This window comes from Corynebacterium sp. MSK074, from assembly GCF_030229735.1.
GTDB lineage: Bacteria > Actinomycetota > Actinomycetes > Mycobacteriales > Mycobacteriaceae > Corynebacterium.
This window is the reverse complement of sequence record NZ_JASPIX010000005.1, coordinates 61,433-73,858: the sequence shown is the minus strand read 5'-3', so window position 1 is coordinate 73,858 and position 12,426 is coordinate 61,433. Positions and strand designations below refer to the sequence as shown.

At 64.4% G+C, this 12,426-nt stretch carries 15 protein-coding genes; 8 read left to right on the top strand and 7 right to left on the bottom strand.

Going from position 1 to position 12,426, the window contains the following annotated elements; translation table 11 throughout:
- Positions 1-48 precede the first annotated feature (48 nt).
- The gene (locus QP965_RS06470; RefSeq protein WP_239278222.1) at positions 49-636 is read right to left on the bottom strand and encodes a hypothetical protein; all 588 of its coding nucleotides are present in this window, start codon (positions 634-636) and stop codon (positions 49-51) included.
- A gap of 192 nt (positions 637-828) precedes the next feature.
- On the opposite strand from QP965_RS06470, the gene QP965_RS06465 reads away from it, so the two are divergent.
- From QP965_RS06465 to rlmB, 7 genes are read left to right on the top strand one after another with little or no spacing between them, the layout of a single operon-like run.
- Positions 829-1,413, top strand: a complete 585-nt coding sequence (locus tag QP965_RS06465) for a CarD family transcriptional regulator (protein WP_005325718.1) — start codon at positions 829-831, stop codon at positions 1,411-1,413.
- A complete protein-coding gene (gene ispD / locus QP965_RS06460; protein WP_284844436.1) occupies positions 1,385-2,134 on the top strand; it encodes a 2-C-methyl-D-erythritol 4-phosphate cytidylyltransferase in 750 nt (249 codons plus the stop codon). The genes QP965_RS06465 and ispD overlap by 29 nt, the downstream gene beginning before the upstream one ends.
- Positions 2,127-2,609, top strand: a complete 483-nt coding sequence (ispF, locus tag QP965_RS06455) for a 2-C-methyl-D-erythritol 2,4-cyclodiphosphate synthase (RefSeq protein ID WP_284844435.1) — start codon at positions 2,127-2,129, stop codon at positions 2,607-2,609. The genes ispD and ispF overlap by 8 nt, the downstream gene beginning before the upstream one ends.
- A 35-nt stretch (positions 2,610-2,644) precedes the next feature.
- The gene (locus tag QP965_RS06450) at positions 2,645-2,845 is read left to right on the top strand and encodes a hypothetical protein (protein ID WP_284844434.1); all 201 of its coding nucleotides are present in this window, start codon (positions 2,645-2,647) and stop codon (positions 2,843-2,845) included.
- A 15-nt stretch (positions 2,846-2,860) separates the two neighbouring features.
- Positions 2,861-3,547 carry a hypothetical protein gene (locus QP965_RS06445; RefSeq protein WP_284844433.1) on the top strand — a complete coding sequence of 229 codons (687 nt, stop codon included), beginning with the start codon at positions 2,861-2,863 and terminating at the stop codon, positions 3,545-3,547.
- 45 nt (positions 3,548-3,592) lie between these two features.
- The gene (gene cysS, locus QP965_RS06440; RefSeq protein ID WP_284766998.1) at positions 3,593-4,981 is read left to right on the top strand and encodes a cysteine--tRNA ligase; all 1,389 of its coding nucleotides are present in this window, start codon (positions 3,593-3,595) and stop codon (positions 4,979-4,981) included.
- A 22-nt stretch (positions 4,982-5,003) separates the two neighbouring features.
- Positions 5,004-5,951, top strand: a complete 948-nt coding sequence (gene rlmB, locus QP965_RS06435) for a 23S rRNA (guanosine(2251)-2'-O)-methyltransferase RlmB (RefSeq protein ID WP_049377351.1) — start codon at positions 5,004-5,006, stop codon at positions 5,949-5,951.
- Between the two features lie 15 nt (positions 5,952-5,966).
- Here rlmB and QP965_RS06430 read toward each other — a convergent pair whose 3' ends face one another.
- The 5 genes from QP965_RS06430 to QP965_RS06410 form a co-directional block, all read right to left on the bottom strand.
- On the bottom strand, positions 5,967-6,977 hold the full coding sequence (locus QP965_RS06430; protein WP_284844432.1) for an HNH endonuclease signature motif containing protein: 1,011 nt from the start codon (positions 6,975-6,977) through the stop codon (positions 5,967-5,969).
- Positions 6,978-7,040: 63 nt separating this feature from the next.
- Positions 7,041-7,877, bottom strand: coding sequence for a CE1 family esterase (locus tag QP965_RS06425; protein ID WP_284844431.1), 837 nt, complete (start codon positions 7,875-7,877; stop codon positions 7,041-7,043).
- Positions 7,878-7,888: 11 nt separating this feature from the next.
- Entirely contained in the window at positions 7,889-8,803 is a 915-nt protein-coding gene (locus QP965_RS06420) for a metal ABC transporter permease (protein ID WP_284844430.1), read from the bottom strand.
- Positions 8,781-9,482, bottom strand: coding sequence for a metal ABC transporter ATP-binding protein (locus QP965_RS06415; RefSeq protein WP_284844429.1), 702 nt, complete (start codon positions 9,480-9,482; stop codon positions 8,781-8,783). Before QP965_RS06415 ends, QP965_RS06420 begins: the two co-directional genes overlap by 23 nt.
- The gene (locus QP965_RS06410; protein ID WP_502869249.1) at positions 9,482-10,477 is read right to left on the bottom strand and encodes a metal ABC transporter solute-binding protein, Zn/Mn family; all 996 of its coding nucleotides are present in this window, start codon (positions 10,475-10,477) and stop codon (positions 9,482-9,484) included. The genes QP965_RS06415 and QP965_RS06410 overlap by 1 nt, the downstream gene beginning before the upstream one ends.
- 50 nt (positions 10,478-10,527) lie before the next feature.
- On the opposite strand from QP965_RS06410, the gene QP965_RS06405 reads away from it, so the two are divergent.
- The gene (locus QP965_RS06405; protein WP_284844427.1) at positions 10,528-11,625 is read left to right on the top strand and encodes a LacI family DNA-binding transcriptional regulator; all 1,098 of its coding nucleotides are present in this window, start codon (positions 10,528-10,530) and stop codon (positions 11,623-11,625) included.
- Between the two features lie 11 nt (positions 11,626-11,636).
- On the opposite strand, the gene otsB is transcribed toward QP965_RS06405, so the two are convergent.
- Positions 11,637-12,419, bottom strand: a complete 783-nt coding sequence (otsB, locus tag QP965_RS06400) for a trehalose-phosphatase (RefSeq protein WP_284844426.1) — start codon at positions 12,417-12,419, stop codon at positions 11,637-11,639.
- Positions 12,420-12,426 lie beyond the last annotated feature (7 nt).

Genomic DNA, 12,426 nt, shown 5'->3' with positions numbered 1-12,426 from the left:
GCCCCCGGCCCGAAACGGGCTGGAGGCGAGACTTTTGGGCGGTGGGGCTTAGTTCTTTGGAGCCTCGGAGGAGTAGCCCTCGGACGACTCGACGTCGCGGTCGAACTCGCCGGACTGCATCTGGGTGGCGGCGATAGTGGCATCCACGTCGATGGAACCGTTGGAGAACTCGAAGGTGACTGGGCGGCTGCCGGCGTAGCCGAAGTCATCGTTCTTCAGCGTAGTGGCGATGTACTGGACGGTCTCGGAATCCTGCTGGGTGGTGGCGTCCAGGTTCTTCTGGGAATCCGCGATGATGGACTGGTCGCGGTGCAGCGGCTGAGCCTTATCCATCTCTACGCGCTGGCCATCGACCTTGACGGACTCCAGGGAGATGACATCGGTATCGTAGCCCTGGTTTACGGCAGTGAACTTCAGAGCAGCGGTGCCGTCCGGTTCTACCAAGATGGTGACATCGCGAACCGCAACCTTGTTGTCTTCCGTGCTTGCAGAAGCGCCATCGACCGCAGCCACCTTGTCGGCGGTCTGGGTGACCTGGCCCGCCGAGCAAGAAGCCAGCGCCAGAGCGGAGACGGCGGTAACGGAAATAATGGCACCGCGGCGGGCGGCGGACTTCAGGGACTGCACGTTGAGCATCCTCCATCAATTGCGATCACAGGGCTTATCAACGCTTTAGCCTAGTCCCTTTCGCATTAAAGTACACAGTTTGTCCCAAACCGGGCGGGTAGACCGTGGGGGTATACGGGGGTATCCGCAGGCGGGGCGGCCGTGCGTGATAAAATGACGGCCTTAGTCAACCGGGATAAATCGGGAACACAAGGAGTGGCAATGGAGTATAAGGTCGGCGAGGTCGTCGTCTACCCGCACCACGGTGCGGCCGTCATCGAGGATATCGAGACCCGCGAGATGGGCGGCGAGACGCTGGAATACCTGGTGCTGCACATCAACCAGTCCGACCTAGTTGTCCGCGTGCCCATCAAGAATGCCGATAACGTCGGCGTGCGCGACGTTGTGGGCAAGGAAGGCCTGGAAAAGGTCTTTTCCGTGCTGCGTGACGAGGACGTTGAAGAGGCCGGCAACTGGTCCCGCCGTTATAAGGCTAACCAGGAGCGCTTGGCCTCCGGCGATATCAATAAGGTCGCCGAGGTCGTTCGCGACCTGTGGCGTCGCGACCAGGACCGTGGCCTTTCGGCCGGCGAGAAGCGCATGCTGGGCAAGGCCCGCACCATCCTGGTGGGCGAGCTCGCGCTGGCCAAGCCGGTTGATGAGAAGAAGGCCGACACCATGATGGAAGAGATCGATGCCACCATCGAGCGCCACCGCGCGGCCGGATTGGTAGACGATAAGTCCATCACCACCGATATCGACAACGACATCGATCTCGATGACCTCTCCTTCGACGACGAAGACTAAACCGCGCGTCATCGCGCTCATCGCGGCCGCCGGCCAGGGCACCCGCCTCGGGGCTGAGGTGCCGAAGGCGTATGTCGAGCTGCGCGGACGCACCCTCCTGGAGCGCTCCGTGCGCGCGCTGCTGGCCTCCGGCGTGGTCGATGAGGTTATTGTGCTGGTCAGCCCAGACATGGAGCCTGAGGCCGCCCGCATTATCGGCCGCATCGACCCCGCAGGCGCTCAAGACACCACCAACGCCGCGCCCATCCGCCTCGTGCATGGCGGCAGCGAGCGTGCCGATTCCGTGTGGGCCGGCCTGCAAGCAATTCCCGACGACGACGCCGTGGTGCTCATCCACGATGCGGCCCGGGCGCTGACTCCGCCGGCGATGGTGCGGGGCGTCGCCAAGCGTGTGCTCGAAGGCGCCCCCGCGGCCGTGCCGGTTGTTCCCGTGGCCGATACCATCAAGGAAGTCGCGGCCGACGCCGTGGTGAGCACGCCCGACCGCTCCCGCCTGCGCGCCGTGCAAACCCCGCAGGCATTTCGCCTTTCTGCGCTGCGCCAAGCCAACCTGGATTATTGGGCCCAGCGGCCGGAGTTTACCGCCACGGATGACGCCAGCCTCATGGAATGGCACGGCGAGCGCGTGGCAACCGTGCCAGGCGATACCCTGGCGTTCAAAATCACCACGCCCATCGATCTCACCCTGGCCCACGCCCTGACCGAGGAGACCCATGACTAACCCGATTATCCCGCGCGTTGGCATCGCCACCGACGCCCACCAGATCGAGGCCGGCAAGGACTGCTGGATCGCCGGCCTGCTCTTCGAGAACGTGGATGGCTGCGAGGGCCACTCCGACGGGGACGTGGTAGCGCACGCGCTTGTCGACGCCCTCTTATCCGCCTCCCACCTCGGCGACCTCGGCTCCTTCGTGGGCGTCGGCAGGCCCGAGTACGACGGCGTATCTGGAGCGAAACTGCTGCGCGAATGCCGCGAACTGCTCGAATCCGAAGGCTTTATCATCGGCAACGCCGCGGCCCAGCTCATCGGCCAGACCCCCAAGATGGGCCCGCGCCGCGAAGAGGCCGAAGCGGTACTGAGCGAAATCCTTGGTGCCCCCGTGTCCGTCTCTGCCACGACGACGGATCATATGGGGTTTACCGGCCGTAAGGAGGGCCGCGCGGCGGTTGCCACGGCCGTCGTCTGGCGCGCCTAGCCTCAGCTGAAGTAAGGTCGTGGCAGGAGGATGGCATGACTTTGAAAATGCGTGTTACTGATTCGCGGTCTTTGCGGAGGCGGCGCGAAGAACTATTACATGTTTTTTGTGATGCCGCCGGTGGCCCGTTGACCACAGAGGAACTTAGCGATCTAGCTGCCGCTGGTCGTCTTTCCCCAGAAGAGCGCGGTCTCTATGACGAACTGCGTCGCGTCGAACTGCTTCTTGATAACTAGAGAGGGCAGCTTCCCATGACGAGTCAGGTTCAACGGGAAACTGAGAAATTCTTTGACCACGTCTACAAATTGCACCTGCACGCATTTCCCCTCAACAGTGAATCTGACATTGACGTTGAGTTGGATCTCAATGCTGATAACAACACCGGAATATTAGAGCTGCACGTCCCATTAGTCTATGGCGCTGGGGCCATGGAGCTTTCACGCCCGGTGGAATTTAGTGACCTGTTTGAATCTGTCGTCCGATTTCACACGACACCGTCACGAAACGGACGGGATTTGAGTATCAAGTCCAGCAAATTCGAACTTCGTGTAGGCACCGCGCCTGGAGTGAGGTTTGAATACGAGCGCGACAATATGGGTGCGCCTACAGCTCACATTCATCATTCTGGCGTCGCAGGGCTATTGAGTCCCGCACTGATGAAGAATTTCTTTGGTATGAAAAATTCCCGAAAGAAAGGTCGGATCGAAGACATCCATTTTCCTGTCGGCGGCAGCCGGTTTAGAGTCTCGGTAGAGGAATATTTTTCATTCCTTTTTAAAGAGTGCGGATTTCATGCTCGTCCTGGTTGGGAGGGAGCGCTACGCGCAAGTCGTCAGGAGTGGCTGGAGATACAGCTTGCTGCCGCAATTGCTGATAACCCCTACGTAGCGGCTGCGACTCTGCGACGCCTAGGTTTTGTGGTTGCTGATCCCAGCTAGGGCTAGTCAGCAACTCCAGTGCACGCGTCAATTAGACTGGGTGGCGTGAGTACTTTGCGCATTTATGACACAGCCACCCGCAGCCAACGCGATTTCGAGCCGATTCGCCCCGGCCACGCCTCGATTTATCTGTGCGGCGCCACTCCGCAGGCGCAGCCGCACATTGGGCACTTGCGCTCCGGCGTCGCCTTCGACATCCTGCGCCGCTGGCTGCTCGCCCAGGGCTATGACGTAGCCCTGGTGCGCAACGTCACCGATATTGATGACAAGATCCTCACCAAGGCGGCCGAGAATAATCGCCCCTGGTGGGAGTGGGTGTCCACCTATGAGCGCGAGTTCACTAAGGCCTATAACACCTTGGGCGTCATCCCGCCTTCGGTAGAGCCGCGCGCGACCGGCTTTGTCACCCAGATGGTCGACTATATGCAGCGGCTTATCGACGCCGGCTTTGCCTACCCCGCCGACGGCTCAGTCTACTTCGACGTCGCCGCCTGGACCAAGGCCGAAGGCTCCGATTACGGTTCGCTGTCCGGCAACAAGGTAGAGGAAATGGAGCAGGGCGAAGGCGAGGATTCCGCCAAGCGTGGCGCCCAGGACTTTGCGCTGTGGAAGGCCGCGAAGCCGGGCGAGCCCAGCTGGCCAACCCCGTGGGGCGACGGCCGCCCTGGCTGGCACCTGGAGTGCTCGGCCATGTCCACCTATTACCTGGGCTCTAATTTCGATATCCACTGCGGCGGTCTAGACCTGCAGTTCCCGCACCACGAGAACGAAATCGCGCAGTCCCACGCGGCCGGCGATAAGTTCGCCAACTACTGGATGCACAACCACTGGGTGACGATGTCGGGCGAGAAGATGTCGAAGTCCCTGGGTAACGTGCTGTCCATTCCGAATATGCTGGAGCTGGTGCGCCCGGTGGAGCTGCGCTACTACCTGGGCTCGGCACACTACCGCTCCGTGCTGGAGTATTCTGAAGCCGCGCTGACCGAGGCCGCCGCCGGCTACCGCCGCATCGAGGACTTCCTCGGCCACTTCGACGATCTGGAGCTTGGCGAGTGGACGCAGGGCTTTGAAGACGCGATGAATGATGACATCGCGGTGCCCAAGGCTTTGGCGGAAATCCACACCACCGTCCGCGCTGGCAATAAGGCGCTCGCGGCCGGCGATGAGGCCGAGGCGCGCACGCTGGCCAGCCAGGTCCGTGCGATGGCGCACGTACTTGGTTTTGACCCACTGGAGTGGGAAGATGGAGCGCAAGCTAGCGGGGCGGATGCCGCGCTGGATGCGCTGGTACAAGCTGAGCTGGAGCGGCGCACCCAGGCGCGTGCGGACAAGGACTTCGCTACTGCCGACGCCGTCCGTGACCGCCTTGCGGCCGCCGGCATCACCATCACCGATACCCCAGACGGCCCGACCTGGTCGCTGGCGCAGCGTTAAGCACTCCGAAAGGACATAAATTATGGCACGTACCCACGGCCGAGGTGGCGCGGGAATCCGCAAGACCAATAAGAAGGGCGCAACCAAAGGCTCCGGCGGCCAGCGCCGCAAGGGCCTAGCCGGCAAGGGCCCGACGCCCAAGGCAGAGGACCGCATCTACCACGCCAAGCACAAGGCCAAGCTGGAACGCGAGCGCCGCAACTCTGGCCGCCACCAGAAGGAGACCGCCGAGATGGTCGTGGGCCGCAACCCGGTCATCGAGTGCCTGCACGCCAAGGTGCCGGCCACCACGCTCTACATCGTGGCCGGTACCCGCAACGACAAGCGACTGTCCGAGGCCGTGGCCATGTGCAATACCCGCAATATCCCCATCATCGAGGTGCAACGCCACGAGATGGACCGCATGACCGGTAACGGCATGCACCAAGGCATCGGGCTGCAGATCCCGCCATATAAGTACGCCGACGTCGACGAGCTCATCGCCCGTGCGGCCGAGAACGCACGCCCAGGCATGTTCGTCATCTTGGATAACATCACCGACCCGCGCAACCTCGGCGCGGTCATCCGCTCCGTGGCGGCCTTCGGCGGCGACGGCGTCATCATCCCTGAGCGCCGTTCTGCGTCCGTAACCGCCGTGGCGTGGCGTACCTCGGCCGGCACGGCGGCGCGCCTGCCGGTTGCCCGCGCGACGAATATCACCCGCACCGTGCAGCAATTCCAAAAGAGCGGTTACCAGGTCGTCGGCCTGGACGCCGGCGGCGAGCACACGCTGGATACCTATAACGGGGCGACGGATCCCGTGGTCATCGTCATCGGCTCCGAGGGCAAGGGTATTTCCCGCTTGGTGCGCGAAAACTGCGACGTCATCATGTCCATCCCGATGACGGACTGGGTCGAGTCCCTCAACGCTTCCGTCGCGGCCGGTTCCGTGCTCTCCGAATTCGCACGCCAGCGCCGCGCGGCCCAGTAACCTCCAACGAGGTTTCTAGCCGCTTTCCGCCCAGGGTGGCAGCCACTTAATGGTTCCATTCACCCTGGCCAGGCGGCCGCGCAGCGGCGGGGCGTTGGGGTCATCGTCGTTGACGCCGTTGTGATACGGGCAGGCGATGGTGAGATTTTCGGGGTTAGTTTCGCCGCCGTGGCGCCACGCGGTGAGGTGGTGGACTTGGCATTCATCGGCGGGGTAATTGCACTGGGGCCACGGGCAGGTGGGGTTTTCCGCAGCGGCCATGGTCCGCTGCTTGGGGGAGGCGAGCCGCTCGGTGCGGTACAGGTTAACCGGGCCTTTAACGGGGTGGATAAGGGTGACATAGCCGTGCGCGGTAAAGGCGCGGCGCACTAGATCCGCGCCGGTCATCCGGGCGCCATTGGTCAGTTGCAGGGTGATGTCATCGCCCGCGGTGTCGACGACGCGGTCGAGTTCGTCCAGGCGCAGCACCACATTGGTGGTCACGGACGTGGGGGAAGTCGCGGCGGTGCCTTGGAAAATCTTGCGCACCGAATCGAGCGGGGCGTCCTTATCAAGCGCGGCGTGCATATCCGCGATGTCCGCAGACTTGCCGGTAATCGTCATGGTCCACGGCCCTTCGGCGCGGCGGTAGAGCTTGACTCCAGGCTTGCGCTGCGGCGGGCCTTTAATCTCGCGCACGCGTTTGCGCCCCTGCTTATCGACGTCCGACACGTCCCCCTTCATCCCACATAGCTCCCGCCGCAGCGCCCAAGCCTGGCGCTTATTCTTCAGCTTGGTGGCGTGGCGCTCGATGGCCAACAGCGCGGTGAGGCTGTGCTCGTTGGTGCGGGCCGCTGCGATGGATTCGCGCTGGAGCCGGCGAAAGGCGGTGGGGCCGAAGTAGGTATCGGCGAGGGTGAGAAGGCGGGCGGCGGTGGTGTCGGGACAGCCGGCGTCGATAAGCGCGCGCTTAGTAAGGCCGTGGCAGTCGGCGATAATGTCCATGCCGGCGGCCAAGCCTGTCAAGAATGTTTGTAGCGCGTTCACGGCTCCACACGTTAAGTGCGGGTGCACGCCGGCGCGAGGTGCGTTGGGTGCGGGTGTGGATAACTAGGCCTGGGCGTCGTCGAGGCCGAAGAACTCGCGGGCCTTATCCACAGCGCGGAAGGAATCCGTATTTGGGCCTATGCGTGGGTCGGTTTTCATGCTAGAGGGAATCACGTGGCCGAGGCCCTCCATGGTCCACAGCTCGACGGGGAAATCGCCGTCGTATGCGGTGGCGGTGACATCCGCGGTGGGGTGGTAGTCGCGGGGTGGCTGGCAGCCATTGGCCAGCGCGAAGTGCTCGGCGGTGGCCGGGGCGGAAAGCACACGGCCGCGGGTGCGCTCGGCATCCAGCCCGGCGACCCCGCCCTCATACGGTGCGTATGGATCGGCGGTGCCGTGGAAAAATAGCAGTGGCGTGGGCCGGTAGCCGTCCGGATTACTGGGCGCGTGGTTGTCGCCCTCGCCCAGGGTGGAGGCGAAGATGCAGGCGCGGGTGAGGCTAAAGGGGGCGTCGAAAAGCAGGCGGAGCACCATCTGCCCGCCATTGGAATAGCCGCAGGCAAAGGTGCGGTCGGTGCCGAATTCGCGCCGCATCTCTTCGACAAGGAAGGCGGCGAAGGCGACGTCGTCCACGTTCTCCGCGCGGGCGGTGACGGGCAGGATGCTGCGGCAATCGTTGAAATGGCGGTCGACGCCGTCGGGGTAGACGAGGACGGTATTGGTGGCGTCGGCAAGCTCGTCGAAGGTGCCGTTGGTAAAGCGGCGCATCACGCTGCCGGACTGCAGCGAGCCGTGGAAGAAGAGCAAGAGGTCCGGGCGCGGGCCGGGGTTATCCGGCGCGATGACGAGGAAACGGCGGGTGCGGCCATCCACATCCGCGGTGCGGCGGTGTACGTGCATAGCCGCCCAGTCTAGTCGGCGTGGTGCTCTTCGGCGGTGCTGTGGCAGTCGGCGTGGAAGCGCTGCGCGGCGACCTCGTCACGCACCGCCTTTTTATTGCGCTGCCAGCCAATGAGGCGGCACACCAAGTAAATGACAAAAGAAATGGTGGTAACAAAAACCGAGACCGGAAGGCCGGGCGCGAGCGACAAGACAAAGCCGCCCACGGCCGAGACCTCGGCGAAAATGGTGGCCCACATGACCGCGCGCAGAGGCGAGGAGGTAATCTGCACGGCCGCCGCGCCGGGGGTGATGAGCAGCGCCATGACGAGCAGCGAGCCGACGATTTGCACCGACTGCGCGGCCGCCAAGCCTACGAGTACGGCGAAGGCGACGGAAATGAAGCGGGTGGGTACGCCGGCCGCCTGGGCCATGACCGGGTCGGCCGAGGCGAAGAGCATGGGCCGCCATAGGATGGCCACGGCGGCGAGGATGATCACGGTGGTCGCGGCCAAAAGCCATACCGAGGCCGAAGAGACGCCGACGATCTGGCCGGTCAGCAGCGTCATCGCGGTATTCGCGTTGCCGGGGTAGAGGTGCAAAAACAGCACCGAGAGGCCCAAGCCAAAGCTCATGACCACGCCGATGGCGCTGTCTTGCTGGCCCTTAAAGCCCAGTACGGCGAGGATGATGGCGGCCACGATGGCGCCGGCCACCGCGCCGAAGCCGAGGTTGAGGCCGAAGAGCAGCGCGGCCGAGGCGCCCATGAGCGCGAGCTCGGAGGTGGCGTGGACGGAAAAGGACATCTGGCGCAGCACGATGAGCGAGGTCATCACGCCGGACAGGATGCCCAGCAGCGCGGAGGCGATGAGCGAGGACTGCACAAAGTCCACGCTGAGCAGGTACTGGGTGTCTTCTACAAAGCTAGACAACGATAAGCCTCCCATCGACGTTTAAGACGTTGACCTTGGAACCGTAGAGCTCGGAAAGGACATCGGAGCGCATGACCTCATCCACGGTGCCGAAGGTATGGCCGCCGGGGGCGAGGTAGAGCACCTTATCGGTTACGCTGAGCACCGGGTTGATTCCGTGGGTGACAAACATGATGGAGGTGCCGCGCTCGCGGCGCAGCGCATCCAGCTTGTCCACGGTGGCCTGCTGGCGCGCCGGGTCGAGTGAGAGCAGTGGCTCGTCGGCGAGGATGAGCTCGGGGTCGTTGGCCAGCGCTTGGGCTTGGCGGATGAGCTGCTGCTGGCCGCCGGAAAGCTGGCCGACGCGGCGGTCGCGCAGGCCGGTGGCACCGACCTCGGCGAGCAGCTCGTCGACGCGATGGCGGGGTGGGCGGCGGCGTCGGAAAGCGCCGTGTGCCAGGGAGAGCGAGACTAAGTCGCGGGCGCGCAGGGGCAGATCGGCCGGGAACATGCGTTGCTGCGGGATAAAGCCGACGCGGCAGTTAACGTCGACGCTGCCGGCCGTGAGCTTGCGGGTTCCCAAGATGGTGCCGAGCAGGGTGGATTTGCCCACGCCATTGGGGCCCAAAACGGCGATAAACTCGCCGCGGTCAACGGCGAGGTTAAGGCTGGACCACAGCGGGGCAACCGCTGCGTCATGAAACTGGATGAGCACTAGAGCTTCCCCAGGGAATCGGTGACCTCGTCATAGTAGGTCCAGAATTCTTTGCCATCCGGTGGGGTCTCGCCGATTTCGACGATAGAGACGTCCGCATCCTCCGCGGCGGACTTGATGCGGCCGGCGGTATCGGTTTCGGTCTGTGGGTTGAAGATGAGCAGGTCTACCTTGTCCTCTTTAATCGCCTTGGTGAAGGCGGCGAGGTCGGCCGCGGTGGGCTCGCCCTCAGAAATAGTGGCCTTGCGGTAGCCCTCTGGGGTGACATCCTTGCCGGAGGTGTACTTCATGATGTAGTCCGCAATCGGCTCGGTCTGTGCGTAGGAGAGGTCGCCCGGCAGTTCCTTGAGCTTGTCGCGCAAGCGGTCAACGTGGGAATCCACGCGTTCGGTGCTGGCGTTGGCATCGGTATTGAGCTCGTTGATCTGGTCAGCGATATTTCCTGCGACCTCGTCAAGCGCGGCCGGGTCGTACCAGATGTGCTCGTTGCCCTCGATATTGGTGACCTTCTTCGGGTCCTTCTTGGCGGTGGCCTTAGCGGCGTCGATGGTCATGACATTGGGGTCATCGGCCAGCTTGCCGTGATCGGTGAGCGGCAGGGCGGAGATGATGTTGTCCTGGTCGGAGACGGCCTGGTAAATCCAGGAATCGTAGCCGCCGCCGTTGACCACGAGCAGGTCCGCGTCCTCGGCCTTGGCGATATCGGCCGCGGAAGGCTCGAAGTGGTGCGGGTCAACGCCGTTGCCCTCGACGATGGGCTTGACCTCGATGTCCACGCCGGAGGCGGTATCGGCCACGGCTTGGGCGACGTCGGCCCAGATGGAGGTGGACGCGACGATGGAAATCTGCTTCTGGGCGCCCGGCTCGGCGGCCGAGTCCTCGGTGTCGGAGGAGCAGGCGGTGGCGGTCAGCAGGAGGCCACCGGCCGCGAGGAGGGCTGCGGATGCGCGAAGTGAGGTATGCATAGCTTCCAGTGTGCGTTTGATGGGAACCATTGTCAATTGAATATGTATTGAAAACACGGCCGCGGGGTATGCTTGCGGCCATGGTGAAACGCAGCCCCACCCGCAAGACGCTAGCCTCGCTGGCCGCCGAACTGGGTGTTTCGCGCACGACGGTATCCAATGCTTATAGTCGGCCGGACCAGCTTTCGGCCGCAACGCGCGAGCGCATCCTGGCGGCGGCGAAGGCGCGGGGGTATCCCGGGCCGGACCCTACGGCCCGCAGCCTGCGCACTCGCCGCGCGGGCTCGGTGGGCGTGCTGCTGACCGAGCACCTGTCCTATGCCTTCGAGGACATGGCCTCGGTGGATTTTCTGGCCGGCATGGCAGAAGCCTCGGCCGGCGCGCAGACTACGCTCACCCTCATCCCGGCCGGCCCGGAGGGCGAGGCGGAGGCCGCCAGCTTGGTGGGCGCGGCCGCGGTGGATGGCTTTGTGGTCTACTCCGTGGCGGCCGGGGATGCCTACCTCGAGGCGGCGCGCGGCCGCGGGCTGCCGGTGGTGGTCTGCGATCAGCCGACGGATTCGGGCCTGCCGTTCGTGGGCATCGATGATCGCGCGGCGATTGCCCCGGCCGCCCGCGCGCTGGTGGAGGCCGGCCACCGCAAGATTGGAGTGCTGGCGATTCGTCTCAAACGCGAGCGCCACGATGGCCCCATTTCGTGGGGTGAGCTGCAGGGCGCCGATATGCACGTGCAGCGCGCCCGGGTCATGGGTGCCATGGACGTCTTTGCGCAGGCGGGCATCGCGCCCGAGACCGTGCCCGTGGTTACTCAACACATCAACGATGCGCACACCACGCGAGCGGCTGCGCAGTTGCTTCTCGACGCCCACCCTGACCTCACCGCCGTCCTGTGCACCACCGACTCCATGGCGCTGGGCGTGATGACCTATGCGCGCGAGCGGGGCATCGACGTCCCCGGTGAGTTATCCGTTACCGGCTTCGACGGCATTGATGCGGCGCAGCGCCTTGGCTTGACGACGATCGTCCAACCCAATAAGGCCAAGGGCGCGGCCGCCGGCCACATGCTTGCCAAACTCATCGCGGGCACAGAGGATTCGGGCGCGGGCGAACCTGCGGTGCTACGGCGCGTGCTGCAGACCAGCTTCGCGGCCGGGCGGACGGTGGCGCCGCCGCGCTAGGCAGGGGCGTGTTAGGCAGCGCCGCCGTTGTCGGGGCGGCCGACATGGTCCGCGCGGGCGGCGGCGAGTTCGGTGAGGAAGTGGGCGACGGCGTCGACGTCGGCAAGCTGCACTACGGCCGCGGTCTCACCCTCGCCGACCTTGACGCCAACGTCTGGCGGCTGGTGCAGGGCGCGGAAACCGTCCTCATCGGTGACGTCATCGCCCAAGAAGACCACGGCGGTGGCTCCGGTGCGCTCGCGCAGGTTTTCAATCCACGTGCCCTTCGTGGCCTGGGTGGCGGAGAACTCCACCACGGACTTGCCGGCCGTGCGCGGAAAGTCGCCCGGATCGAGTGCGAGGGCGGCTTCGTAGGCTTGGGCGGCAGCTTCTGGATCGGAATCCTCGAGCGCGCGCAGGTGCAACACGCGCTGGAAGGGCTTGACCTCGATGTCCGCGCCGGGGAAGCGCTCCATGATCGCGCGGATCTCGGCTTCCTTGGTGGCGAGGTGCTCGCGCATCGCGGGGGTCAGTTCCGTGTCCTCCCACGAGGATTCGGCGCCGTGGGAGCCGCCGAAGAGGACGGGCTCTCGCAGCGGGCACACGCGCTGCAGGCCTTCCAGGTGGCGGCCGGAGAGCACGGCCGCGGTGGTGTGCGGCAGGTGGGCCAGTTTATCCAGGGCACGCAGTGATTCCTGGTTCATCTCGACCTCATAGATAGCCGTGGCGAAGGGGGAGAGCGTGCCGTCGAAATCCGACACCACCGCGAGGTGCTCGGCGGCGGCAAGGGCTTTGATGGCAGTTGAAAGCGTCATAGCTTAT